This window comes from Shewanella sp. 1180_01 (genome assembly GCF_052850535.1).
This window is the reverse complement of record NZ_VXCT01000038.1, coordinates 1-24692: the sequence shown is the minus strand read 5'-3', so window position 1 is coordinate 24692 and position 24692 is coordinate 1. Positions and strand designations below refer to the sequence as shown.

General features: G+C 46.8%; 21 protein-coding genes and 1 pseudogene. 11 read left to right on the top strand and 11 right to left on the bottom strand.

From position 1 onward, the window contains the following. Nucleotides 1-232: 232 nt before the first annotated feature. Nucleotides 233-949 carry a tRNA1(Val) (adenine(37)-N6)-methyltransferase gene (locus tag FW758_RS17265; RefSeq protein ID WP_006080349.1) on the bottom strand — a complete coding sequence of 239 codons (717 nt, stop codon included), beginning with the start codon at nt 947-949 and terminating at the stop codon, nt 233-235. 528 nt (nt 950-1477) lie between these two features. Between FW758_RS17265 and brnQ the strand changes: the two genes are divergently transcribed. From brnQ to FW758_RS17235, 6 genes are all read left to right on the top strand, one after another. Beyond that, nucleotides 1478-2890: a branched-chain amino acid transport system II carrier protein gene (gene brnQ, locus FW758_RS17260; RefSeq protein WP_006084009.1), complete on the top strand. Its 1413-nt coding sequence runs from the start codon at nt 1478-1480 to the stop codon at nt 2888-2890. Nucleotides 2891-3004: 114 nt separating this feature from the next. Continuing rightward, nucleotides 3005-3907 carry a site-specific tyrosine recombinase XerD gene (gene xerD / locus FW758_RS17255; RefSeq protein ID WP_006080351.1) on the top strand — a complete coding sequence of 301 codons (903 nt, stop codon included), beginning with the start codon at nt 3005-3007 and terminating at the stop codon, nt 3905-3907. A 140-nt stretch (nt 3908-4047) separates the two neighbouring features. Continuing rightward, entirely contained in the window at nt 4048-4773 is a 726-nt protein-coding gene (gene dsbC / locus FW758_RS17250; RefSeq protein WP_006080352.1) for a bifunctional protein-disulfide isomerase/oxidoreductase DsbC, read from the top strand. A gap of 94 nt (nt 4774-4867) precedes the next feature. Then, nucleotides 4868-6592 carry a single-stranded-DNA-specific exonuclease RecJ gene (gene recJ, locus FW758_RS17245; RefSeq protein ID WP_259483092.1) on the top strand — a complete coding sequence of 575 codons (1725 nt, stop codon included), beginning with the start codon at nt 4868-4870 and terminating at the stop codon, nt 6590-6592. A gap of 163 nt (nt 6593-6755) precedes the next feature. Continuing rightward, nucleotides 6756-7175: a GNAT family N-acetyltransferase gene (locus FW758_RS17240; RefSeq protein WP_446446033.1), complete on the top strand. Its 420-nt coding sequence runs from the start codon at nt 6756-6758 to the stop codon at nt 7173-7175. Between the two features lie 52 nt (nt 7176-7227). Beyond that, entirely contained in the window at nt 7228-7470 is a 243-nt protein-coding gene (locus FW758_RS17235) for a DUF4287 domain-containing protein (RefSeq protein WP_446446032.1), read from the top strand. 261 nt (nt 7471-7731) lie between these two features. On the opposite strand, the gene ahpF is transcribed toward FW758_RS17235, so the two are convergent. The 4 genes from ahpF to FW758_RS17215 all read right to left on the bottom strand — a co-directional run bounded on the left by ahpF (nt 7732) and on the right by FW758_RS17215 (nt 13011). Continuing rightward, nucleotides 7732-9318 (bottom strand): alkyl hydroperoxide reductase subunit F, encoded by a 1587-nt coding sequence (gene ahpF / locus FW758_RS17230; protein ID WP_446446031.1) that lies wholly within the window; start codon nt 9316-9318, stop codon nt 7732-7734. A 161-nt stretch (nt 9319-9479) separates the two neighbouring features. Further along, complete coding sequence (gene ahpC / locus FW758_RS17225) at nt 9480-10049, bottom strand: alkyl hydroperoxide reductase subunit C (protein ID WP_006080359.1); 570 nt, start codon at nt 10047-10049, stop codon at nt 9480-9482. 596 nt (nt 10050-10645) lie between these two features. Further along, nucleotides 10646-12178 (bottom strand): leucyl aminopeptidase, encoded by a 1533-nt coding sequence (locus tag FW758_RS17220; protein WP_446446030.1) that lies wholly within the window; start codon nt 12176-12178, stop codon nt 10646-10648. An 89-nt stretch (nt 12179-12267) separates the two neighbouring features. Next, complete coding sequence (locus FW758_RS17215; RefSeq protein WP_037390879.1) at nt 12268-13011, bottom strand: spermidine synthase; 744 nt, start codon at nt 13009-13011, stop codon at nt 12268-12270. A 106-nt stretch (nt 13012-13117) separates the two neighbouring features. Here FW758_RS17215 and FW758_RS17210 point away from each other — a divergent pair, with 106 nt between their 5' ends. Next, on the top strand, nt 13118-13663 hold the full coding sequence (locus tag FW758_RS17210; RefSeq protein ID WP_006080363.1) for a mechanosensitive ion channel family protein: 546 nt from the start codon (nt 13118-13120) through the stop codon (nt 13661-13663). A gap of 224 nt (nt 13664-13887) precedes the next feature. Here FW758_RS17210 and FW758_RS17205 read toward each other — a convergent pair whose 3' ends face one another. The 3 genes from FW758_RS17205 to FW758_RS17195 all read right to left on the bottom strand — a co-directional run bounded on the left by FW758_RS17205 (nt 13888) and on the right by FW758_RS17195 (nt 18168). After that, a complete protein-coding gene (locus tag FW758_RS17205) occupies nt 13888-14664 on the bottom strand; it encodes a PepSY domain-containing protein (protein ID WP_446446029.1) in 777 nt (258 codons plus the stop codon). Beyond that, a complete protein-coding gene (locus FW758_RS17200) occupies nt 14661-15326 on the bottom strand; it encodes a peptidase (protein ID WP_446446028.1) in 666 nt (221 codons plus the stop codon). Before FW758_RS17200 ends, FW758_RS17205 begins: the two co-directional genes overlap by 4 nt. Before the next feature lie 133 nt (nt 15327-15459). Then, complete coding sequence (locus FW758_RS17195; RefSeq protein ID WP_446446027.1) at nt 15460-18168, bottom strand: TonB-dependent receptor; 2709 nt, start codon at nt 18166-18168, stop codon at nt 15460-15462. A gap of 242 nt (nt 18169-18410) precedes the next feature. Between FW758_RS17195 and FW758_RS17190 the strand changes: the two are divergent. Then, nucleotides 18411-18815 (top strand): annotated as a pseudogene (locus tag FW758_RS17190) (DUF1801 domain-containing protein). 218 nt (nt 18816-19033) lie between these two features. Here FW758_RS17190 and FW758_RS17185 read toward each other — a convergent pair. The 3 genes from FW758_RS17185 to fccA all read right to left on the bottom strand — a co-directional run bounded on the left by FW758_RS17185 (nt 19034) and on the right by fccA (nt 22885). Then, nucleotides 19034-19771 carry a dienelactone hydrolase family protein gene (locus tag FW758_RS17185; protein ID WP_311991271.1) on the bottom strand — a complete coding sequence of 246 codons (738 nt, stop codon included), beginning with the start codon at nt 19769-19771 and terminating at the stop codon, nt 19034-19036. Between the two features lie 68 nt (nt 19772-19839). Beyond that, nucleotides 19840-20829 carry a 2-hydroxyacid dehydrogenase gene (locus FW758_RS17180; protein ID WP_446446026.1) on the bottom strand — a complete coding sequence of 330 codons (990 nt, stop codon included), beginning with the start codon at nt 20827-20829 and terminating at the stop codon, nt 19840-19842. A 265-nt stretch (nt 20830-21094) separates the two neighbouring features. Beyond that, nucleotides 21095-22885 (bottom strand): fumarate reductase flavoprotein subunit FccA, encoded by a 1791-nt coding sequence (gene fccA, locus FW758_RS17175; protein WP_446446025.1) that lies wholly within the window; start codon nt 22883-22885, stop codon nt 21095-21097. A gap of 498 nt (nt 22886-23383) precedes the next feature. Between fccA and FW758_RS17170 the strand changes: the two genes are divergently transcribed. The 3 genes from FW758_RS17170 to FW758_RS17160 are packed head-to-tail and all read left to right on the top strand — an operon-like array spanning nt 23384 to nt 24667. Beyond that, nucleotides 23384-23794, top strand: a complete 411-nt coding sequence (locus FW758_RS17170; RefSeq protein WP_106651484.1) for a hypothetical protein — start codon at nt 23384-23386, stop codon at nt 23792-23794. A 5-nt stretch (nt 23795-23799) separates the two neighbouring features. After that, nucleotides 23800-24345 (top strand): class I SAM-dependent methyltransferase, encoded by a 546-nt coding sequence (locus tag FW758_RS17165; protein WP_446446024.1) that lies wholly within the window; start codon nt 23800-23802, stop codon nt 24343-24345. 31 nt (nt 24346-24376) lie between these two features. Further along, a complete protein-coding gene (locus FW758_RS17160) occupies nt 24377-24667 on the top strand; it encodes a hypothetical protein (protein ID WP_006083993.1) in 291 nt (96 codons plus the stop codon). Nucleotides 24668-24692: the final 25 nt, after the last annotated feature.

Sequence of the window (24692 nt, the reverse complement as noted above, 5' to 3'; positions counted from 1 at the left end):
AGCGTCTCGACGGATAATAGCGAAGCATTATAAAGGTTATGGCGGTTAACTTAAATAACTTATCTAGATCTCCGGTGTTTATCTTCTTAGTCGGTAAAGTTTTATGGTAATAGGCATAAGTTAATTACTTTAAGCTCAATGTATTAGCATTTAATTTTGGGGGAATTGGCCCCTTCGTTACCTTTGCCAAACTTAGCGGCCTTTACTTAACGTGTCAGGGCTGGACTCGATATCAGTATTTAAGGTAAAAATCTCGGATCAATTGCACCATGGTTTGGGTGTATTGGCCTGAAAGTTCTCGAATAGTGATATCACTGATCTTAGGGGCAATTTGAGGGTGAGTCTTGTGTGCGAGTACGCAGAGTACTCTATTAGCGCTTTTCCCTACGATGCTAATAAGGTTAGTTATTTCAATCAGACTGAGCGGTGAGTGCGCTAAAATCTCATTGAAACGCTCCATGCTCTGCATGGGTAATATGAGGCTTGCGTTTCCTTGCGGTGCTAGGCAGACATGAATGGCATCGAGTAGCGCGGTAAAACTTAAGCTATCTGTGTGACGGGCCATAGCGCGCTGGGATTGTATCGCTTGTGTGCCTTGCTCAAAATAAGGCGGATTACAAATGATGTGATCAAAATACTCTTGATACTCAATATGTTGACAAAAGTCTTGGATGCTGCTGTTGACTAAGGTGAGTCGATTCGCCCACGGACTATTGTGGAAGTTATGCTGGCAAGCCTCGGCTGCACTTGTGTCTAACTCGACACTGGTAATGTGTGCTTGGCTGCGCTGCGCTGCCATTAAACTGAGTAAGCCGCTGCCAGCACCAATATCTAAAACGGTTTTCGCTGCGGTCAGTTGAGCCCACGCGCCTAGGACGACACTGTCTGTGCCTACGGCCATGCCGCAATTCATATCATCGATATGAAATTGTTTAAAAGTGAATGCCATGGAGAGTTAATTTTTGCCGTTCTAAGGTGGTTAGGCCCAATATTGGGCGGGCAGTATTCTAATTCTAGCCCTCGTTTTTAGCCAATGCTTTTAAACAGAAGATGTTGCGCTAGATGTATGAATTTGTGTCGGCATAAGATTTTATTTTTTAAGGCGCAATACAGATTTTACTTAATTAACGCTTTATTTTATTGCCTTAGAAACCTTTTCTTAGCAGTTAATTAGCATTATTTCTCTTTTTTTATCCTAACGGTCTTGTTGTCTTGTATTGGTGCTTTAAGTCTGGTATTAGTTTCGCCCCCATTTTTAATCACTTTTATGATTAACGGATAGGTAAACGAGTTTAGTGGTGAATTAGTAGTCAGTGCGGCTGCACAAAAGTTTGTCATAGATTATAAACTCGACAGATATCGAACATATTTACCACGGAATTGTGTAAACAAAGATTTGCACTCCGGATGGGCTTTGTTTTAGCTATGGCTAATCGACACATAATCACTTAAGTTTGTAAAAAAACAATAAGACAAGATGGGGCTTCCAGTGCAAGACAATCAGATGAGTATCGCAGATACATTGGGCTTAGGTTTTATGACCTTCGCATTCTTTTTAGGGGCAGGTAACCTAATTTTTCCACCGTTCGCGGGAATGTTAGCGGGCGGTAATATGCCCCTCGCCATGTTGGGTTTTTTGATTACCGCCGTAGGTTTACCTTTAGTTGGACTGATTGCTGTCGCTAAGGCTCAAGGTAAGGTTATGGCTATGCTGCCAGTATTTGCAGCAACGACATTGGCTATCGCGATTTATATCATTATCGGCCCTGCGTTTGCTGCGCCGCGTACCGGTTTAGTGGCTTACGAGATTGGCGCTAAGCCCTTTATCGATGACACCACGGCCACATTTTTACTGGGCAGTTTAGAACTGAATCTGTCGCAACTGCTATACACCATGTGTTTCTTCACTGTCACTATGTTATTAGCGCTTTTCCCTGGCAAGCTGCTCGATAGCGTAGGTAAAGTATTAACGCCTATTTTATTGATCTTGTTAGTTGGATTGGCTGCATCTGTGATGTTTTTACCCGCATCCGAAGTGGGCCAAGCCGTAGGCGATTATCAAAACCATCCGCTGACCAAAGGTATTTTGGAAGGCTACAACACTATGGATACGTTAGCGTCCTTGATGTTTGGTATGCTGATTATCGATATCCTGCGCAAAAAGGGGATTGATCAACCAAGTGCTCAAACTAAATATCTGATCCGCGCCGCCTTTATTGCTGCCGCTGGTTTAGCCTTTGTGTATGTGTCGCTGTTCTTTTTAGGTGCGACCGCAGGCGATATCGCCATCGGTGCTAAAAATGGCGGCGAGATCTTAACAAACTATGTGACCCGTGAATTTGGTGATTTAGGCTCAGTCTTACTGTCATCGGTCGTGACCTTAGCTTGTTTAACCACAGCGGTCGGTCTTGTAAGTGCATGTTCAGAGTTCTTCAATGAGCTGATGCCTAAACTGTCTTACCGTTTCCTAGTGATCTTCTTAAGCGTGATTTGTGCTGTGATTGCTAACGTGGGTCTTACGCAGCTTATCGCCATCAGTATTCCTGTGTTAATGACGATTTATCCTGTGGCAATCGCCTTAGTGGTCATCACTTTCTTGACCGCTTACTTTGCGAATCCGCAGTTTGCACACCGTGCAGTACTGAGCGTGGCACTGTTTTTCGGCATCTTCGATGGCCTTAAAGTGGCGGCAAGCAGCCTGACTGGCGCTGATGGTCAAGCGGTGAATGGCTTAGCACAGGGCTTTATCCATGTCGTGGATGTGATGTCTCCCGTGTTATCTAAGCTGCCACTCTATGAAGAAGGCATGGCTTGGTTACTGCCAACGATTGCAACCATAGTACTGTGTTTAGTGTTCGGTCGTGGTCGTGATCAAACGGCTGCTGCTTAAGCCTTGTACTCGCGTTTTTACGCGGGACTCAGTTAAGCTGATGTAGGCTTAAATGTAGTTAAGTTAATATCAACGGCGTATCATTTGATGACGCCGTTTTTTTATGGAGTTTTTGTGCCTAAGACATATCAGCCCGATCCGCTCATTGATGTTTTTCTTGATGATCTCTGGTCGAGCAAGGGACTGAGTGACAACACCTTATCGGCCTATCGCACCGATTTGCGCCATTTTGATCGTTATCAAGCTCAGCAAGGGGTAACGCTGCTTGCGGTTTCTCAGGCCGATGTCAGGGCGTATTTAGCCTTTAGAGTTGAGCAGGATTTTGCGCGCACCAGTAGCGCTCGGCTGCTCAGCAGTTTACGGCGTTTCTATACCTATTTAGTGCAGACCAAGCAGATTTCAGCCGATCCTATGGCCTTAGTTGAGTCGCCTAAATTAACCCGCCATTTACCCGATTCATTGAGTGAATCGCAGGTCGATCGCTTGTTGTCTGAGCCCAATGTGGAAGATGCCGTCGAATGTCGCGACAAAGCCATGCTAGAGCTGTTGTATGCGACAGGCTTGAGGGTGAGCGAGCTCGTTGGCTTGACGATGGAGCAGATGAGCCTGCGCCAAGGCTTAGTGCGCATTGTGGGTAAGGGCGGCAAAGAGCGTCTTGTGCCGCTGGGTGAATTAGCGATTACCGAGGTCGAGAGCTACATGAAGTTTGCGCGCCAAGAGTTGCTCGGCAATAAACAGTCCGATGTGGTGTTTCCGTCAAAACGCGGGCAGATGATGACGCGGCAAACCTTTTGGCATCGAATTAAGTTGTATGCCCTTCGTGCGGGGATTGAAACCGCATTATCACCGCACACATTACGCCATGCTTTTGCTACCCATTTGCTCAATCACGGTGCCGATCTGCGGGTGGTGCAATTGCTGTTAGGCCATAGCGACCTGTCGACCACGCAGATTTATACCCATGTGGCGCGGGCAAGGTTGCAGGAATTGCATCAACAGCATCATCCAAGAGGCTGAAAAAGGATTTAGTTACAGCATAAATTTGCTTTCCGCGCGGCTTGTCTGTAACTTTTTGCCACCATACGGGGTCTATTAAGTATATCGCGTTTGAACGACCTCAAAATCTCCTCGTCGAGACCCAATTTATAGGATGTCCCATGAAGTTAACCCGAGCATTATCTTTAATTTTTGCCCTTGTTGTAGCTCCTCTTGCTCACGCCGCAACAGCGACCTCGCCAGATACAGCTGCTATTAAGCAAAAACTGACTGAGATGTTGGATGTTGAAGTCATTTCTATGCAGGATTCGCCGATTGAGGGGTTGTATCAAGCCATGACCAACCGCGGCGTGCTCTATATTAGTCGTGATGGTTCAAAACTGTTCCACGGCAGTTTGTATGACCTAGATAAAGGCATGAAAAACTTAACGGAAGCGGCATTAGCTGGCCCACGTTTAGAAATGATGAAGCCGCTTGAAGACCATATGTTGGTTTACAAAGCTAAAAATGAAAAACACGTGGTCACTGTATTTACCGACGTCAGTTGTGGTTATTGCCGTAAATTGCATAGCCAAATGGCCGATTACAACAAGCTTGGCATTACCGTGCGTTACTTAGCCTTTCCGCGTGCGGGCGTGCCGTCAGCCAACGCCGACGAAATGCAAGCCATCTGGTGTGCTAAAGATCCATTAAAAGCCATGACAGACGCTAAAGCGGGCAGCAAAGTTGCCGCAGCAACATGCGATGCTAAAATTGCCGAGCAATATGCTTTAGGCACCACCTTTGGTGTGAATGGTACGCCGGCAATCGTGTTAGAAGATGGCAATATGATCCCAGGTTATCAACCCCCTGCGGACTTATTACGCACCTTAGAAGCGCGTCAGTAACAGTCAAAATAGTAAAATTTATCCCACTAAAGGTGAGCTTAAGGCTCACCTTTTTGTTATCTTATCGCCACGATTTCATGAGAGTTTGAGTCCCTTGATCCATAAGATAGTCCGTCGCCCAACCGTTGATGATAGCCATTTACCTGCTCATCTTTCGCCGCTATTGAAGCAGCTTTACGCTCGCCGCGGTGCGCTCAGCCACGAATGCGAACTTGTCCTTAAGGGTCTATTAAGACCTGAAACCATGAAAGGCTTACCCGAAGCTGCGGCGCTTATTGCCGATGCCATGCAGGCGAATAAGTCGATTTTGATCGTCGGTGATTTTGATGCCGATGGCGCGACCTCAACCAGCGTATGTATGCTGGCGCTACGGATGATGGGCGCGGTGAAAGTGGATTATTTGATCCCCAATCGCTTCGATTACGGCTACGGCTTAAGCCCTGAAATTGTTGCGGTTGCGGCCTCTAAACAGGCTGAAATGCTGATCACTGTCGATAACGGTATTTCATCGATTGATGGCGTTGCTGCGGCCAAAGCCTTTGGTATGCAAGTGGTAATTACTGACCATCATTTACCCGGACACGAGTTGCCTGCTGCCGATGCGATAGTGAATCCGAATCAACCCGATTGCCCATTCGCGAGTAAATCGATTGCCGGTGTCGGTGTCGCCTTTTATTTGATGACAGCATTAAGGGCTGAACTGCGAACGCGAAACTGGTATCAAACGCGCGGTATTGCTGAGCCCAATCTCGGGACGCTGCTCGACATTGTTGCCCTCGGTACCGTTGCCGATGTGGTATCGCTGGATGCCAATAACCGCATTTTAGTCGAAGCGGGTTTGCAGCGCGTGCGAGCGGGCCGCTGCCGTGTGGGGATTACCGCACTGCTTGAAGTCGCGAAACGCAACCCCGCGCGTATTGTTGCTTCCGACTTTGGTTTTGCTGTGGGCCCAAGGCTTAATGCCGCAGGCCGGCTGGATGAAATGGCGCTTGGGGTCGAAACCTTACTCTGTGAAGACATGATGTACGCGCGGCGTATGGCGGCCGAGCTCGATGGGTTAAACCAAGAGCGTCGTGAGCTGGAAGTCGGCATGCAGCAGGAAGCCTTAAAAAGCCTTGAGCACTTAAAGCTCAACGAAGACGAGTTACCTTGGGGTATCGCGCTATTTCAAGAGGATTGGCACCAAGGCGTCATTGGTATTTTGGCCTCGCGCATTAAAGACAAATACCACAGACCCGTGATCGCCTTTGCCGATGCCGGCAATGGTCAAATTAAAGGCTCGGCGCGTTCAATCAAAGGCTTGCACATGCGCGACTTGCTCGAGCTGGTCAACACGCGCCACCCAGGACTGATTATCAAGTTTGGCGGTCATGCGATGGCGGCGGGCTTATCACTCAAGGCGGGCAGTTTTGCTACGTTTGCCAAAGCCTATGATGATGCGGTGCGCGAACTGCTCAAACCTGAACTATTAACTGGCGAACTTTGGTCCGATGGTGAACTCACTCCCACGGAACTGAATCTTGAGATGGCCCAGTTACTGCGCAATGCCGGACCTTGGGGACAAGCCTTCGAAGAGCCATTGTTTGATGGCTATTTTACGATAGTGCAGCAACGCCTCGTCGGCGAGCGCCATCTTAAGCTTGTACTCGAAACCCAGTGCGGCACTGTGATGCTCGATGCGATTGCTTTTAATGTGGATTTGCACACTTGGCCCGATGCGACGATTAACCATGCCCGTATCGTCTATAAGCTCGATGTGAATGAGTATCGCGGTAATTTCTCGTTGCAATTGATGGTTGAGCAAATCGAAGCCATGTAAACCTGTATTGACAAGGAGTTCAGTTGCAACCGTTACTTTCGCGGGGCTTTGTATTCGCTAGCTAAATTGGTGTTATTGGCGATGGCTTTTATGCTATTTATGAGTGCGAACAAAGCCTAAGTTAAATTAATAAGTCGTGCTTATAACAATATTGGGACGAAAAATGGAATACAGAGTCAGCACAGAGCAATCGGAAATGGATTTTGAGGTTATTCATGACTTTATCAGTAACAGTTATTGGGCGCAGGGCATGCCAAAGGCATTGTTGCGTAAAGCGTTAGCCAATAGCCTGTGTTTTGCTGTGCTTGATAGTGAAGCTAAACAAGTGGCTTTTGGCCGCTTAATCACAGATAAAGCCACCTTTGCCTATCTTGCCGATGTGTTTGTTCTTGAGTCGCACCGTGGCTTAGGCTTAAGCAAGTTGATGATGACATCAATTATGGAACATCCTGATTTACAGGGATTAAGGCGGATAATGCTCGCCACCCGCGATGCCCATGGACTCTACACCCAGTTTGGTTTTAACGCTGTCGATACGCCTGAAACCTTAATGCAAATTCGGCTTGAGAATCCCTACCTTTAGGCTAGATTTTATTGACGTAAATTCTATAAATATCAAGATAAGGACATCTGTTATGACAGGAAAAACTCAGCCAACGACAGTAGCCGATAGCGTAAAGGTGAAAGGCCCCGCATCTTATTTCCCTTCTATCGAGAAAACCTATGGTCAGCCGATCGCCCACTGGCTAACGTTATTGCAAGGTCTCGAAGGTAAAAAACATATGGAAATGGTGGCTTGGCTTAAGAGTGATCATCAACTCGGTCATGGGCATGCCAATGCGCTGGTGGCGTATTTTATTAACGAAAAAAGTCGATAGCGGTACCTAGCATGACACAATTACAATATGCCTATCTTGCCAGTTTTTCTGTTTCGTCTGCCTTTCTTAATTGGTTACTTGATGGGCAAGTGCCTTGGGTGAGGCTGCTTTGCTTAATCTTGTTGCTTTCAACCATGGGATTTGCCTGTTTGTACCATAGTTTAAAGCGTTCGATAAACTCACAAGACTCGAATAAATCCTATTAAAAACAAGAAGCCAGCTTGCGCTGGCTTCTTAGCTTATGCGGTTAATTTTTAACGATTAGGCCGCTTTCGTATCTGTGGTTTTCGTCTCGGCGATTTCTTCATCGCTGTGACGAATGAGGTAATCAAATGCGCCCAGTGATGCACTCGCGCCGCTGCCCATGGCAATGATAATTTGCTTGAACGGCGTGTCAGTCACATCGCCTGCCGCAAATACTCCAGGGATGGATGTTTGACCGCGGGCATCGACAACGATTTCCCCACGTGGCGTCAGTTCAACCACACCTTTTAGCCACTCGGTATTCGGTACTAGCCCAATCTGTACGAAGATACCTGCAAGTGCGACATGGTGACTCTCGCCTGTTGCTCTGTCTGTGTAGTTCAGGCCATTAACCCGAGTACCATCGCCAGTCACTTCTGTGGTCATGGCTTGGGTAATAATCTTGATGTTACCCATAGACGCTGCTTTACGTTGCAGCACATCGTCGGCGCGCAGGGTTTTATCAAACTCCAGCACAGTGACATGTTCTACTATGTTGGCGAGATCGATAGCTGCTTCGATACCTGAGTTACCGCCGCCAATTACCGCCACACGTTTGCCTTTAAATAACGGGCCATCGCAATGCGGGCAGTAAGCGACACCTTTGCCGCGGTATTCTTTTTCGCCGGGGACGTTCATTTCCCGCCAGCGCGCCCCTGTGGCTAACAATACGGTACGGCTGCGTAATTTAGCGCCGCTGGCTAGTTCAAGTTCGAACAAACCGTCAGTCGTCAATGACACGGCTTTTTGGTTGTCCATGATATCGACTTCGTAGTCTCGTACATGGGCTTCAAGGTTTGCCACTAGCTTTGGACCTTCGGTCGCTTTGACCGAAATAAAGTTCTCGATACCAACGGTTTCAGCGACTTGTCCGCCAAACTTGTCGGCAACAATACCAGTGCGAAGGCCTTTACGTGCTGCATAAATAGCGGCCGCTGCTCCGGCAGGGCCGCCACCCACCACTAAAACTTCGAATGGGGCTTTTTCATTAATTTCATCGGCCTTGCGGCTTGCGGCATTGGTATCCAACTTATTTAAAATCTCGCCAATGCTGATACGGCCAGCAGCAAACACTTCGCCATTTAAGTAGACAGAAGGCACGGCCATAATGTTTTTGCTGGTTACTTCTTCTTGGAACAGGGCGCCGTCGATCATCACGTTGGTGATATTCGGGTTAATCGCCGCCATCATGTTCAGTGCCTGTACTACGTCTGGGCAGTTTTGGCAGGTCAGTGAGACATAGGTTTCAAAGGCATATTTGCCCGGCAGATTGCGGATCTGCTCGATAATGTCATCGCTGAGTTTGATTGGGTGTCCACCCGTGTGCAGTAAAGCCAACACAAGTGAGGTAAATTCGTGACCCATAGGCAGGCCCGCAAAGCTGATTTGCGTATTAAGCTCTGGGTTAATCACTGTCATCGACGGGGTGCGTTCGCCCTGAGTTTCTTTCAGGCTCACCAGAGAAGATAGGCTGACAATGTCTTGCGCTAAGCTTTTTAATTCTTGAGACTTTTTGCTCTCATCTGCAGACACGACAAGTTCAACTGGTCTCTTGAGGTTTTGCAGATAGGTTTGCAGTTGATTTTTTAAATTCGCATCTAACATGTGATGACTCCAAAATCGCGTAAAAGGGAGAAATAAGGGGGCCAGTCTAGGCCCTTGCAGGGGCGGGCTTAATCCTTTGCTGCGTGGCGCTACAACTGTGTTGGCTGTAACGCCAATCAGCTTGGGACGCTAGACTGGCGGGGTTGACGCTTTGGGCTAAATTAGATTTTGCCAACTAGGTCTAGAGACGGTGCTAATGTGTCGTCACCTGGTTGCCATTTAGCAGGGCAAACTTCGCCATCGTGAGTCGCAACATATTGAGCTGCTTGAATTTTACGAACTAGCTCTTGAGCGCTACGGCCGATGCCTAAATCGTGAACTTCGCTGACCTTGATTTGGCCTTCTGGGTTAATCACGAAAGTACCACGCAGTGCTAAACCGTCTTCTTCAATCATCACGCCGAAGTTACGGCTGATGGTGCCTGTAGGGTCAGCCAGCATTGGGAAGTTGATCTTCTTGATGGTGTCTGACGTGTCATGCCACGCTTTGTGAGTGAAGTGGGTGTCAGTTGATACTGAGTAAACTTCAACGCCCATGCCTTTCAGCTGCTCGTAGTAATCAGCCATGTCGCCTAATTCAGTTGGGCAAACAAAGGTAAAATCTGCAGGGTAGAAGAATACAACTGACCATTTACCTAACAGGTCTTGTTCCGTTACTGGAACGAACTCACCATTGTGATACGCAGTGGCTTTGAATGGTTTGATTGTGCTGTTGATAATTGATTGAGTCATTTTATGCTTCCATTTAGTTGATGATTGCTTAAGTTCATAACGAGGACATTTGCTTGCGTCCTGTCGATGTGAAGCATATTACCGACTCGCATAAAATTAAGATAACGGATAAAAACTATTATCCTAATCGGTTTAATCGAATGCTAATGCGATTCGGTCGGACTCAATCGGTTTTTCCACAGCTGCTGCGGACTTGGTGTGATTGGGGTTGGATCTGGATTGTATGCGATGACTTTTCAGTGGATAGGTTGAGCTAAATTTCAGGCATAAAAAAGGGACATCAATGATATCCCTTAAATATAAATTCAATTAAAACAAGGCCGCGTTGCGAATGCCAAGGTGTTCGGCAAGTGAGCTGTGATTACTTAACCTGAACTCGGGATAACGAGTGTCGAAAAATCTAAATTTAACAAAACTAAATCAATGCTATAAATGATTAGTTTGAAAAGAAAAATCTATTTCCTGACTGAATGCGCAGATTTTTGCGCATATCAAGGCGCTCTGTCGTACGCCATAGCGAGCTATGGTTAGACAGAGCAACGCAGAGAGGCCCGAAAAGATGCCTATTCAGCGGCTCTGCTTATCCCGAGCTCAGGTTACTTAGCTTTAGGCTGAGTTAACCAAGTGCTGAGCAAGCGCACGCCGTAACCTGTGGCGCCCGCAGGCACAACGGCGGTATCGGTGGCGGTTAAGGCATTACCTGCGATATCGAGATGTGCCCAAGGCTGTTCGCCCGCAAAGCGTTTTAAGAACATGGCCGCAGAGGAAGCGCCCGCGCTACCTTCTTTACCTGTGTTTTTCAGATCTGCGATAGTGGATTTAAGCTCATCATCGTAGGCTTGATCTAAGGGTAGACGCCACACTTTCTCGCCAACCTGTTGTCCCGCATAGGTTAACTGCTGAACCAAGGTCTCAGAGTCGGTAAACAATCCCGCATATACGCTGCCGAGTGCGCCGACTTTAGAACCCGTTAAGGTCGCGACATCCACTATGATGGAAGGCTTATAGTTTTCTCTGGCATACCAGAGACCATCGGCCAGTACTAAGCGACCTTCGGCATCGGTATTGAGCACTTCAACGGTGAGCCCTTGGGCAGTTTTAATCACGTCCCCTGGGATCATCGCGTGGCCAGAGATCATGTTCTCCGCCATCGGCATAATCGCGACTACGTTGACTGGCGCCTTTTGGAGTGCCATGGCTTTGATGGTGCCAAGCACAGTGGCTGCGCCCGCCATGTCTGACTTCATCCGTGCGATAGAAGTGCCCGTCGCCTTAATGTTGTAACCGCCAGAGTCGAAGGTGATACCTTTACCGACCAGTGCGATTGGCACATCTTTGCTGCCCGGCCAATGGGCGACCACTAACTTAGGTGGGCGTTCGCTGCCTTTACCTACTGCCGCCAAGGCGCCCAGTTGTAGGCGTTCGATATCTTTGGCTTCTAATACTGTGACTTTAACGCCGAGGGATTTGAGTTTTCTCGCCTCATTGGCAAAGCTGTCGGGATACATAATGCCCGCGGGCGCGTTAGTAAGATCGCGGGCTAAAAACACACCCGCTTCAACCGCTTGCAGATTTTTATGGTGTTTCTGGTTGCCACTTAAATCATCGACGGCGATTTGGTAGTTCTTCTCGGCATGGGTACTCGCCTTGAACTGAGTGTAACGATAGCTGCGCAGTTCAATACCGTGGGCCAGCTCTGAGGCAAATAACGGCGCGGCCGTTAAGCCTTGGGTGAGCACGCGCACTGTGGCTTGGGGAACCGTATCGAGTTTGGCCGCAACATTACCGCCGATAGTATTGATATCACCAGGCGTTAAGGTTTTTGCATCGCCAATACCGACCAGTAAGACTCGCTTAGCATCGATTTCGCTCGGCACTAAAATCTCAAGAATTTCACCTTGCTTACCGGAAAAGCTGTTATCAGCCGTCGCTAGGTTTAATTGGTCTTGGGTCGACTGAGGTAAAAAATCGATCCCATAGGTAGTAGCATCAGCGCTTTGGAATAGCACTAATGTATCTGAATTCAGTGAGCTACGAGTGTCAAAACTAAAAATCTCGGCGTTAGCATTGAGAGAGTTAAGGCACGCCAGAGCCATAACGCTTAACATAAATTTGTGCTTATTTTTCATGGTGACAGCTCATATCATAGGAGTGTGAGAAGAATATCAAAGCTCAGCCTTAGGGTTAACTAATTTAAGCTATTTTGCTGATATTAATATTAAATCCAAGGCCCAAAACGTGTCAGTGATCGCTCAAGGGCAAACCCCAATTGTTGCGACAAAGATTGAGCCTGACTTTTCAGGGCCGAGGTGCCTAAAAGCTGTGGCGATTGGCTCGCAAATATCACCCAATTACCGCCGCCAGTGAGGCAAGCATTCACATGGGCAAAGTGTTGTTGTAAGTCGGCTAATAATTCGCGATTTTGGCTATGTTCTTTCCAGCAGTTCAGCACTAAATAACCGTTGGGTTTAATGAGGTTAGTGCATTGCTCAAGGAATACTGGCGAAAGCTGTCCCGTTTCAACGCCTTTGGCTGTGTAGATATCGGCAAAAATCACATCGACTTTTTTATGATCGCCTGCGGCCAAAAAGGCGATGGCATCATCATTGATAAGATTGAGCTTTTTACCTATCGGCAGTTGAAAATAGCGCTTAGCTAATTCAATCACCGCGGGGCGTAATTCCACCGCCGTCAACTTTATTGCCGCGTCGAAATTGCGCAGAGAATGGATAATCGAGCCGCCGCCTAAACCTAAAACGATGGCGCTCTTTGGCTTACAAAACAGCAAAACCAACAACATGGCTTGCACATAAGTGTGCTGGGGAATATGGGGCGCAGCCTTGAGGATTTTACTCTGCTCGTCGTTATCCCCAAAGGACAGGATCCGTGAGTCGTCGTAATCGATTACGCGGATAGGGCCTAGTGCGTCTTGGGTTTCATGTAAGAGGGTAGAATCGGCCATATTGGGTTTATTACTCGGTTTAGCTGTTTGGCTCGCTTGCACAGGCTATAACTGCTCGCGCAAAAAAGTTAGAATTCAGACAGTTTTAGTTAATTGAGCCGCTATTATGACAAATCAAATCCTGCTTGCCTGTATTTATCTTGCAGTGTTTCTCTTTTTACAGCGCGCCTTAACCCATTGGGTGAGAAAACTGGCGCAAATGAAGCAAGTGAGTGTGGCGCGGACCAGTTTAGTGACCCGTTTTATTTCCTATGTGATGTTTTTTATTACCTTGTCACTGATGGCGGTATCGCTTGGGCTGGGCTATCAGGATGTGTCGCTATTTGTGTCATCTGCCTTCGCTGTGATGGGCGTGGCATTAGTTGCTCAGTGGTCGATATTGAGTAACTTAACCGCAGGCGTGCTGATCTTTTTCGTGTTTCCCTATCGTATCGGTGAGCGTATTCGAGTGGTTGATAAGGATGAAGATATTAGCGGCGTGATCATCGAAATCGCGTTATTCCATGTGCTGATCCATCGCGATAATGGCGATACCATTACTTATCCCAATAACTTGATGCTGCAAAAGGCAGTGTTAAAGCTAGCCGATCAGACTCCCTTGGCCGAACGTCAGGCGTTACTCGAAGGCAAGAAGAAGTTTGATCCTGAGTAGTGAATATAACGACGCAGCTGTGTATTGATTATCGAGCTGCGCTGAGTGCTCGCGGGCGCTCTCAGTCCTATTATCGTCTCATTAGGTGTGTTTGCTTACGTACTATTGATGAACAAAGAGCGGCTGACTAACCAGTCGTGGTGGACGATGAGATGAAATCGCTTTTGCCGTTCTAGCCACTTAACTAACGCTTAAATAGCACTTAACTAACACCTGACTAAGACTCAACTCAGGCTTAATCGATAGCGCTTGAGTACAAGATTCTCAACAACCCAATACAGGCCAGATAGGGATAACAACAAGGTTAGTATGCCAAACAGCCAGCTAAAGGGGTTGTTGAAGCTGCCTTGATTGAGGTAATCCATAAAGTGCAATTTAAACATCAAGTCGGCGATGTCTGTGTGGTCATTTTTATGGCCAACTAATTCACCATTAACTGCATTGATGTAAATCCGCGTCGACAGCTCATCATCCATACCTATTTGCCACAGTGAATTGCACTGGGTTGGCCATTCGCTAATGGGGGCTGAGATTTGCTTAACTTGGGTAATCTTGCCTGGGCCAGTGTAACTTTCAAGCGCCAGTTGTTGCGCGCTTTGTTTATCAATAAGTAAGGCATTGCCTGTATAAGCATCAATCAAGGTTTGCTGTTGGCACTGGTGTGCATAGCGCTGCACCTTTGCATCGAGTACATATACGGGTTTACCTGCGAGCGCCACTAATGTCAGGCTTTCTACTTGAGTGTGCTTCGCCAGTAAGGGTGCGATATCCACAAGCTTTTGAGGATCAAACGCTTGCCTTTGCGGCTCAGGATGATGACTCTGTTGGTACTCCATTCCCTTGAGTTCATCATGGGGCGTCAAATTGAAATAGACCCCAGTAACAAGCCAAAGTAGCAGTTGAATGCTAACTATGGCACCGAGCCAATAGTGAGCGATTTTGACCCAGCGTTTGAAGCGTTTACTTTGAGGCTTAGGTTTAGATTTAAGTTTCGGCATCATCTCAGATACCTCCTTCTGCGCTGCCAAAATAAAATGAAGCCAGCTAACACAGCCACAATAGAGATTAGAGCCGTACTCAGCAGCAGAAGATTGTCGATGGCTTGACCTTCGTAGTAATCCATAATGTGCCATTTCCAAAAGAGATCGAACAAACGCCAATAGTCATGTCTGCGCGTGACTAACTCTCCCGTTGTCGCTGATAGGTAAAGGCTTGTAGCAGCGCTATCGTTAAAATCCATTCTCCAAACTGGTAAGTATCGCGGCGCTAATTCTGCAGGGGCGATATCGGTGAGCAGGGTTGCACTAACAAGCTTAGCCTCTATGGGTAAAGAGCCATGATGCTGATAGTTTGAAGCTATCATTCGGGCTTGTTTCTCCGTTATTGAAGGCAATAACTCACCCGAATCTGCGTTCACGAGAATGGACTTATCGTTCAGTTTAATCCGGTAATAGAGGGTATCAGTGACTGAGGTTAACGTGATTGCTTGAGCCTTGGGGAAACGCGCATAAACCGCTGCCATTGGGTAATGAAGCTGGCTGAGATCGATATGCCGTGAGTCTTGCACTTTAATATGATCGCCACGGATAAACCCAAGATCCATTAAGACGAAATAGCTGCCGGTGACTGACCAGATCCCAATCGGCAGTACCAGCAATAGCATCAACCATCTGTGCAGAAAGTGCGCCGATGAGACTCGTTTAAATGTGTTAACCCGCTTCAAGTTGATGACTCACTTTTATTTAATTAATTTAGCCAGCTTGCTTAAGGGGGGCTGCCCCCTTAAGCCCAAAGCACTACAGAGCCCATTTCATCCCGACATAGTAACGACGTCCCATTAGGTCGTACGTCATAGTGTTGGTATTACCGTCGGTAAAGCTTTGATGATATGGCGCTTGCTTGTCGAACAGATTATCGATACCTGCTGTGAACGCAATATTGTTGTCCATTTGATAATGAACCTGTGCGTTATGGTAAGTGAGTGCATCAACTGAGTCCCCTATCTCTCCGGCATTGGCATATTGATCATCCGCCGCGCCAATATACTGAATGTTGTAGCTAAAGCGCCAATTGTCATTAGTGACATCAAAATAGAGGTTTGAGCGCCATTTGGTATAGCTACCATTATAACCTATGGTGCCTGCTCGAGACTCAACGGGGGCGCCGGCGTAGGTTTGTAGATCGTATTGATCTAAATAGCTCAGCTCCCAAGTCGTATTAGTCACAACGTTGCCCATCTCTTTCTGGTAAAACATCGCCATATCAACACCTGAAACCACTTCGTTGGCGGCGTTGCCCAGTTGTGTTTGTAAATAGGTGATGTTGCCTGTCATTGCGTCTCGCACAAAGTGCTCGTCGCTACAGAAAGGATGCGTCATCCCTTTACTGTCGTAACAGGCGGCTAATTTGCTCGAACCATTGACTGAGTTAATGGCGTTATTAATCTCTATCTTGTAGTAATCGAGCGTGATATTGAGCCCTTCAATAAACCCCAGATCCCAAACAATACCCGCTGTAAAGGTATTGGCTTCTTCTGGTTCAAGTTCAGCATTGCCACCACGGTCGGTTAATATTGTGCCTTCTTGCTTATAATTCGTTGGCACGTTTGATGCCATACAATTAGCGTATCGATTCGAGCTAGGGTCGAGCTTAACCCACTCGCTACAAGGATCTGTGGTATTCATGGAGCCTTGATCTATGCCGCCAAACAACTCAGGAATATTCGGTACTCTGAATGCCATAGATTGGGTGGCCCGCAGCGTCACTGCGTCATTGACGACCCACAGCAGCCCCATTTTATAATTGGTATCACCACCAAAGGTATCAAAATAGGAATATCGCAACGCCGCAGTTAATTCGACCGACTTGGCAAAGGGCAGGCCGCTTAAAATAGGTAACAAGGTTTCAAGATAGATTTCGTCGGCAGTATAACGACCATCAATCGGATCTTGCTGGGCTGTGTTTGCTTCACCACTGATTTTAAGTAGGTCGGGATCATTCCATCCTTTCTCGTTTCTGTGCTCTAGTCCTGCAGCAAAACTCATCATGCCCGCGGGTAACTGCCATAGATCGCCTGTGATATTTGTCGTGAGACTAAACTGCTCATTACCGCCGCTATCACGCATGTTAAACAGGAAATAGTCCAGCATTTCAGGTGTGAGTGAGCCAACTCCCCAAAAGTCTGCGCAAGGGACATTGGGATCAAAATGACAACTGCTATAGTCAGTCGCCTCGGCAAGACGAGCCTTATTAATGACATTGGTCACTTCATAGGAACCACGGTTACTGCCGAAGTTAACTGCGGCATCCCATTGCCAACCGTTGTCTAAATCCCCTCTAAAACCTGTCACTAAGCGCCAAGTATCCGCTTGAATATTAAATTGTCGGGGCGCTTCAGCCAGTCTGCGACTCTGGAGCAGAAAGTCTGCATCGGTCGGATTTGACTCATGCCAAGCAGGAATGACTATTCCTGACACCGATTGCGGGGTTGCGGGTAATTGTGAGCTACGGCGAGTGTACATAGCTTCAGCAAACACTTGGCTGCTTGCCGTTAAGTCATATTCACCGTAGGCAAACAGATTGACTCGCTCGTTAGGTTGGACCGCATTAAAATACTGATAAGTATTGTCTTTATGGCTGCTTGTGTAAGGGGCACTTCCTGTTGGCAACAGCATTAACGGATCGCCGATTGGATTACCATTGGTATCAATGAAATGGCCTCTGCCTCCCGGCAGCGCCGAGCTACCGCCACACACTAGCTCACCATTAACTTCTTCAAGCGGACAAGGTGCGCGACTCAGCATATCGACGGCTTGGGTTTTATCGTAACCCATCGCCACATATGCACTGCCACGCTCACCGACATGACCGAGGGCAAGGTCGAGCTTGTACTGTCCACCATCATTTTGCTCGGTTATGCCCGTTCGTGCTTGAAACTCAACCCCTTCGATTTGCTGCCGAGTGATGATATTGACCACGCCAGCAACCGCGTCGGCACCATAAATGGCGGATGCACCATCTTTTAAGACCTCGATTCGTTCAACCACGCTAATGGGAATAGTATTAAGATCCACGGAGGAGTTTGCCCCAGTGCCACTGTTCAGCATACGTCGACCATTGAGCAGTACGAGTGTGCGATTCACCCCTAATCCACGCAGATTCACTTGGGTTGAACCATAGCCACCTTCAGTCCAATAGGCATTCGTTTGATTACCCGCAAACCCCGCAGAGGCTGACATTCTTTGCAGCAATACCTCAACCGAGGTGGCACCGGTTTTCTCGATATCTTGCGCGGTAAAAACGGTCATAGGCGCAGTGGTTGCCATCTCTTCCCTTTGAATTCGACTCCCTGTAATGGCAATTCTTTCGATGGTAGTGGGAGTCGATACTTGAGGTTTAATTGCAGATGCTGGCAACATTGCTTCAGTTTCGGCTGCTATCCCTGAAAACGTGGCCATGCTGGCTAGGGATATCGCCATTGAAGTCATTACTGCGGAGCGGGTCATAATAAGCCTATGAAAGGTCTGTTTAAATAATGGTATGTTTTATATAGGATTAAGTGGGTATCTCAATAAAAACTCAACGACCTGCGACACTGTGTCACACCCCTAATGCGCGGTTTATAATAAAGTGCTGATATAATCGCCGCTCACTAAAGGTTTGGAAGTTCAACCATGTGGGCCCGCAGCGTGTTTTTTTGTTTTACAGATATGCTGATTCGGCATGGTGTAAATAGGAGGATAAGAGCATGCAAGCGCAAGTACAGAACAAGTTTGAACGCTATCCTGAGCATATAACACCCTTGCTATTACGGATCCGAACCTTGATTTTTACAATTGCCGCAGCGCAGGATTTAGGTGCGGTGGAAGAAAGCTTAAAATGGGGCGAGCCGAGTTATTCAGTTAAAAATGGCAGTACAGTAAGATTTGATTGGAAGCCTAAATATCCCGAACAATACTGACTATTCTTTAATTGTAAAACTAAGCTGGTTGATACATTTCGAGAGCTGCATTCCGATGTGCTGCAGTTTGAAGGGAATCGAGCCATAGTGTTGAATATCTATGATCCCTTGCCAGAATTCGCAATTTCTCAATGTATTGAATTATCGTTGAAATACAAAAGTATCAAACATCTACCTTTACTAGGTGCTTAGTTTCATTAAATAAAAAGATGATGAATCACTAAAGCCATAATGTTTGTTAAGGTTATAGCTTGTTTCAGTGAGCGTGTTTTAGTGGTTTATTAAACGTAAATAGTGCGGCGAGTTAAGTCTTTTTGGACAACCCGCCACACTATTTGAGCGATACAATAAAGGTTTAACGATGTAATTAAAGATTGCTGACTTTTTGTGGTAAGCCGTTTCAAAGCTAATTATCGCAGCACCCTGTGAAAAAACGCTACCGCTTGCAGGTACATTTGCAGTGCGAGTGCGGGATCGTAGCGTTCGCCTTCATCACGCATAAAGGCGTGTTGGGCGTTAACTTCAAGCCAAGTGAAATTACGGTTCAGCGCCATTAATTGCTGGTGGATTAACACTCGACCTTCAGCTGATACATGGGGATCTTGCTTGCCGAACACTAACACTAATTCCCCTTGAATATCACCGCTGCGGCTCAGAGAGTCATTGCCGTAGGCGCAGGGCAGGGTGTTGGAGTGTATGTCGGTTGGATAGAGGCAAAATGCACCTAAAATAGCGGGGTTGAGTGCGGCGCGGTAGGCCAAGTGGCCGCCGATACACACGCCCATACTGCCCACTTTGCCATTGCAGTAAGCTTGTTGATGGGCAAAGTCGACTAATGCTTGGGTGTCGCTGTCGTGGTGTTCTAAAGGTTTAGCAAACTTATCGGCGTTGCCTTTGTCTTTACCCGGTTCATCGTAGGCGAGCACTGTGCCTAAAGGATTGAGTTCATGGAATACTTCCGGCACAAATACCACAAAACCGTGGCCAGCAAGAATTGTCGCAGCGCGTGCAATAGGTGCCGTTTGCTGAAAAATTTCGGAATAAAAGATGATGCTTGGGAATTGCCCCTGTGCTTCTGGGCGGTAGATATAAGTGCGCATTAGCCCTGAAGGCGTGGAGATATCCTGAGTTTCCTGAGTGACTAACATATTTAGTTCTCTCTGTGAGGCTTCAAACGTTGAAGCCTCACTGTAGCAGTCAGGATTTTATCTGTCAGTTAAAACAATTCGTTACCTGAGAGTTTCCCTGCACATAGCGCTTTTACATTGCTCAAGGTTGTTTGGGCGATGGCGCCTAAGGCTTCTTCAGTGAGGAAGGCTTGATGACCCGTAAAAATCACGTTATGGCAGGCAGATAATCGACGGAATACATCGTCTTGAATGATCTCATTCGATTTATCTTCGAAGAATAAACCTTTTTCGTTTTCGTACACATCGAGTCCGAGTGAACCGATTTGGCCGAGTTTTAAGGCTTCCATCGCATCGAAGGCATTGAGTAAGCCACCGCGACTGGTGTTGATCACCATGACACCGGGTTTCATCTTGGCGAAGCTGGCTTGGTTGAGCAAATGGCGGTTATCGGCCGTGAGCGGGCAATGCAAACTGATGATATCGCTGTTGGCATAAATAAAATCGAGATTTTGATATTCCACATTCAACGCGACAACCGCTGGATTGATAAAGGGATCGTAGGCGATGACTTTACAGCCAAAACCGAGCAAGACTTTAATGGTGACCACGCCGATTTTACCCGTACCAATCACGCCGACGGTTTTGCCGAACATGTTAAAACCGACTAAACCTTCGAGGGAGAAATTGGCATCGCGGGTACGTTGGTAAGCTTTGTGGATTTTGCGGTTCAGCGTCAACATCAGCGCGACTGTGTGTTCGGCCACGGATTCAGGAGAATAAGCAGGTACGTTAACGACTTGCATGCCTAAGCGTTTAGCGGCGACTAAGTCGACATTGTTAAAGCCTGCGCAGCGCATGGCGATGATTTTCGTACCGCCATTGGCGAGTTCAACGAGGACTTCTTCGCAGAGTGAATCGTTGACGAAGGCACAGACAATTTCAAAACCTTCGGCAAGCTTCACTGTTTGCATGCAGAGGCGATAATCGAAGTACTCAATTTGTGCACCAAACGCAGCATTTGTGCGGTTAAAGTGCTGCATGTCGTAATGTTTTGCGCTAAAAAATCCAATTCTCATTTCAGTCACCTAACGGATTTTGATGTAGTTATCAGCCAAAGAGTGTAAGTGAGTTAGGGCTTTTTGTCCTTAGCCTTAGAAAATTGGCTATTAAAAGAGTGAGCTTTGTCATCAATTGGCTAAAACTGTTGATAAAAAAAGCGAGCCCTGATGGCTCGCTTATGGATTGACTGCCTGTGCTTGAGTTGTTCAAGCTGGACTCTCGCATTTAAAGACGTGCTTTGAGAGCCAAGGGTTAGTCCGTTAACCCTTATACAGTTTGTGACTAGTGATCTTTAGCGAATTTAGCCGCTTCAGCACCGGCGATACGGCCGTAGGTCACAATGTCAGATACTGCGTTGCCGCCTAGACGGTTAGCACCGTGAACACCGCCAGTCACTTCACCTGCGGCATATAAGCCTTGGATTGGTTTACCGGTTTTTTCGCTCTTCACTTCGGCTTTAGTATCAATCACAACGCCACCCATAGTGTGGTGAACAGCAGGTGCGATTTCTAATGCGTAGAAAGGTGCTACGGCTAATTCGCGTGGTAGGTTTGGACGTTCAAATTGCGCATCTTTACCTGATTTCACGAAACCGTTGTATGCCGTGATGGTTTTAGCCAGTTCAGCGGCGGGCACATCGATTTGTTTTGCTAACTCTTCGACGGTTTTGCCTTCTTTAACAATGTTCAGATGCACATAACCTTCAATCGCTTTTAAGCTCTTACGGATTGAGTCATCGAACACTAGATAAGCACTTTCGCCTTTTTGTTGCAGAATCGCGGCAGACGCTTTATCACGGGTAGTGATTTCGTTCATAAAGCGGTTACCTTCACGGTTAACCACGATAGCACCGTTACCACGTACCGCTTCGGTGATCATCACGCCACCTGCTGGTGAGTAAGTTGGGTGAGCTTGAATGAACTCTAAATCGCGAGTTGCTGCGCCAGCTTGTTGTGCTACGTCTAAGCCATCACCGGTTGCACCTGGGTGGTTAGTGGCTTTAAAGCCTTTTAACTTAGGATCGTATTTAGCTACGCGGTCGTTGTTTTTCGCAAAACCACCGGCAGCAATAACCACTGCATCGGCTTTGATTATGTAGTAGCCAGTGTATTCGCCTTTAACGAGTACGCCAGTCACATTGCCTTTCGCATCTTCAATAATACGGACAACACGGCTGTTTAAGCGGATGTCAGTACCACGTTTGATTGCGTTGTCCCACAGCACTTGCGCAACGTGTGCACCTACGCCAGCGCCACCGGTTGGACGGTGACTACGGTTAACACTTGCGCCACCCATACGGCCTACGTCAGTCATATCGGCACCCATAGAGGTTAACCAATCGATAGAGTCAGACGAGTTATTTGCAAGCACTTTCACTAATTCAGGATCGTTAATGTTACGGCCACCTTTCATGGTGTCGTCGATCATGATTTGTTTCTTATCTTCAATACCTAACTTAGTTTGCGCCTTAGTTTCGGCAGCGTTCATACCGCCAGCGGCCAACTTAGTGTTACCACCTGGGACAGGTTCTTTTTCGAGCAGAATCACTTTCGCGCCAGCATCACGGGCAGAGACGGCAGCAGCAAGGCCTGCACCACCTGAACCGATAACAACCACATCAGTGGTTTCTTTTACGCCAGCAGCAATGGCTTTATCCTGTGCCGCTTTGTCTGCATCAACAGGAACAAACTTACGTTCCCATTTACCGCCGTAAGGCATATCGAAGCCGAAGCTGTGGCAAGCATCGCAATAAGCGACTGATTTCTCATGGCCTTTATGGCAGCTTGTACAAGCAATTTCGCCAATCAAGTGAGATTTATGGGGTGAGACCTTGTCTTTAGGTGCGGCGGCGGCCAGTTCTTTTAAATCGCCGTGGCAGCTAACGCATTGGGCATTTTCATGGCTAAGGTTGTCATCGCTGACGCCACCTTTGTCTGAGACGTGGCAGCTGTCGCAGCTACCCATTTCACCGTGAAAATCGGCTAGCACTTCTGGTGCAGCATAGGCAGTTCCTGCCATTGCGCCAGAGATCAGCATGGCTAGTGCTGTTTTTTGAATCTTTCTTGTGAACATGGTAGTTCCTCCGCCGTACATTCATCTACTTAATAAGGGTTATTCATCGTGGCGTGATATTTATTTTTTACGTCATTCACGCACTGTTAGAGCATTCTCCAGTTGCAAATTTATCACTATCTAAAGAGGTATATGTGTGCCCAAGTCACATAACCTTTGTTACAGCGTAAATAACATATTTAAAATGTGCAATAGAGCGGGAAATATTAATGAAGGTGAGGCTAATCACCGATCGAATACGGTATAACTTGCGCGGGTTAACATGTTGAATGGATTGGCTTTAACTTTTAAAAATAAAAATGATATTAATTATTGGTTTTGTGATGTGATTTATCTATTTGTATTTAATAGATATTATAATGTGACTTAGCACTTTGAGTATGTCACTTAATTATTTTTGAGTATTCTATAAATAATGTTATTTATCCAGCCTTTATTGTATAGAATTGCATTATTAGTTTAACCAGATGTTACGCAGTTGATTGTTAAGGGGATGTAATGCGCAAACAAGGCATATCAGAAAAACGTTTTTGGGTTCAACGTTTGAGTAAAACCAGTTTAAGGGCATTGCATATTTTAGGGATCGTCGGTGTCGGTGGTGGCATTTTATTAAGCGTAGATAAAACGCAATGGCTGAATTATTGGTATCTCGCTATGACGACGGGCTGCATATTAATGTTGTGGGAAATTGTGCGTGATTGGCGTTGGTTAATTCAGCTTAAGGGTGTGTTAACCTTAGTAAAAGTAGGCTTACTTGGTTTGTTTGTCCCTTTGGCTAATTTCAAGCCTGAGCTGTTAATCGCGATCCTCTTTTTGTCCGTGATTGTGTCCCATGGTCCAGCAGGGCTCAGGCATTATTCTATTGTGCATCGTCGGCAAATCGACTCGAAAAAAGAAATTAAGGGTTAATTCCAATGTCTGTAATCCATGCGCCAGTCGTGACTCCCGCAGCCTTAATCACTGAGTTTACTTGGCCTGTTTCTCGCTTTGATGGACTTAAAGTACTCGATCTTGCCTGCGGCTCTGGACGTAATGGTTTGTGGTTTCTAGCGCAAGGTGCAGAAGTGACGTTTATCGACAGGGATTTGTCTGCCATGTCGCACATTGAGTATGTGAACGCCCGCAAATATCAATGGGATTTAGAAGCCGAGGCTGCGCCATCGCTACCGATTGAAGAGTACGACATAGTGTTAGTATTCAATTATCTGCATCGGCCATTATTGTCGCAAATTGCCAATGCGGTTAAGGCTACAGGCCTTATCGTCTATGAAACTTTTACCACACAGCAGGCTGAGAGTGGGCGGCCGCGTAACCCCAATTTCTTGCTGACTGAAAATGAACTCAAATCAGCATTTGCTAACTGGCAACCTTTACATTACTTTGAAGGTCGATTAAGTGATCCGCAGTCCAGTCACAGCAGTTATAAAGCACAGTTGATTGCGCGAAAACCTAAAACGTAAGTTTACCGATTGAGACTCAAGAGGTCGTAGGATGTTTCCCTATCCAGAGCAATATCGCATTGCAACACCACCGCTAACGACCGCTGTCATGGTGGCTTGGGCTTTATTTAGTCATAGCCTGTTTTCCGATGCCAGCCCTGTCGCTCTGTATCCGCTGTTAGCCCTGTTCCCGCTGGTGATTGGATTACACTTGTATTTGATTTGGTTAGCAAAAGGAATGGGACGACTCGATCAGTTTTTCTATGCCTTAGTGCATATCCCACTGGCGTTCGTGGTGTGGACATTTACAATTATGCATGTGAATGGCAACGCTTTTTCTTAAATTCGCCTGACGATTTAGAGAAAAA

Coding starts and splice junctions, on each gene's coding strand:
- FW758_RS17265 (WP_006080349.1), bottom strand. CDS start 949: ATGGCATTCACTTTTAAACAATTTCATATCGATGATATGAATTGCGGC.
- brnQ (WP_006084009.1), top strand. CDS start 1,478: ATGGGGCTTCCAGTGCAAGACAATCAGATGAGTATCGCAGATACATTG.
- dsbC (WP_006080352.1), top strand. CDS start 4,048: ATGAAGTTAACCCGAGCATTATCTTTAATTTTTGCCCTTGTTGTAGCT.
- FW758_RS17240 (WP_446446033.1), top strand. CDS start 6,756: ATGGAATACAGAGTCAGCACAGAGCAATCGGAAATGGATTTTGAGGTT.
- FW758_RS17235 (WP_446446032.1), top strand. CDS start 7,228: ATGACAGGAAAAACTCAGCCAACGACAGTAGCCGATAGCGTAAAGGTG.
- ahpF (WP_446446031.1), bottom strand. CDS start 9,318: ATGTTAGATGCGAATTTAAAAAATCAACTGCAAACCTATCTGCAAAAC.
- ahpC (WP_006080359.1), bottom strand. CDS start 10,049: ATGACTCAATCAATTATCAACAGCACAATCAAACCATTCAAAGCCACT.
- FW758_RS17220 (WP_446446030.1), bottom strand. CDS start 12,178: ATGAAAAATAAGCACAAATTTATGTTAAGCGTTATGGCTCTGGCGTGC.
- FW758_RS17215 (WP_037390879.1), bottom strand. CDS start 13,011: ATGGCCGATTCTACCCTCTTACATGAAACCCAAGACGCACTAGGCCCT.
- FW758_RS17210 (WP_006080363.1), top strand. CDS start 13,118: ATGACAAATCAAATCCTGCTTGCCTGTATTTATCTTGCAGTGTTTCTC.
- FW758_RS17205 (WP_446446029.1), bottom strand. CDS start 14,664: ATGATGCCGAAACTTAAATCTAAACCTAAGCCTCAAAGTAAACGCTTC.
- FW758_RS17200 (WP_446446028.1), bottom strand. CDS start 15,326: ATGCTATTGCTGGTACTGCCGATTGGGATCTGGTCAGTCACCGGCAGC.
- FW758_RS17195 (WP_446446027.1), bottom strand. CDS start 18,168: ATGACCCGCTCCGCAGTAATGACTTCAATGGCGATATCCCTAGCCAGC.
- FW758_RS17185 (WP_311991271.1), bottom strand. CDS start 19,771: ATGTTAGTCACTCAGGAAACTCAGGATATCTCCACGCCTTCAGGGCTA.
- FW758_RS17180 (WP_446446026.1), bottom strand. CDS start 20,829: ATGAGAATTGGATTTTTTAGCGCAAAACATTACGACATGCAGCACTTT.
- fccA (WP_446446025.1), bottom strand. CDS start 22,885: ATGTTCACAAGAAAGATTCAAAAAACAGCACTAGCCATGCTGATCTCT.
- FW758_RS17170 (WP_106651484.1), top strand. CDS start 23,384: ATGCGCAAACAAGGCATATCAGAAAAACGTTTTTGGGTTCAACGTTTG.
- FW758_RS17165 (WP_446446024.1), top strand. CDS start 23,800: ATGTCTGTAATCCATGCGCCAGTCGTGACTCCCGCAGCCTTAATCACT.
- FW758_RS17160 (WP_006083993.1), top strand. CDS start 24,377: ATGTTTCCCTATCCAGAGCAATATCGCATTGCAACACCACCGCTAACG.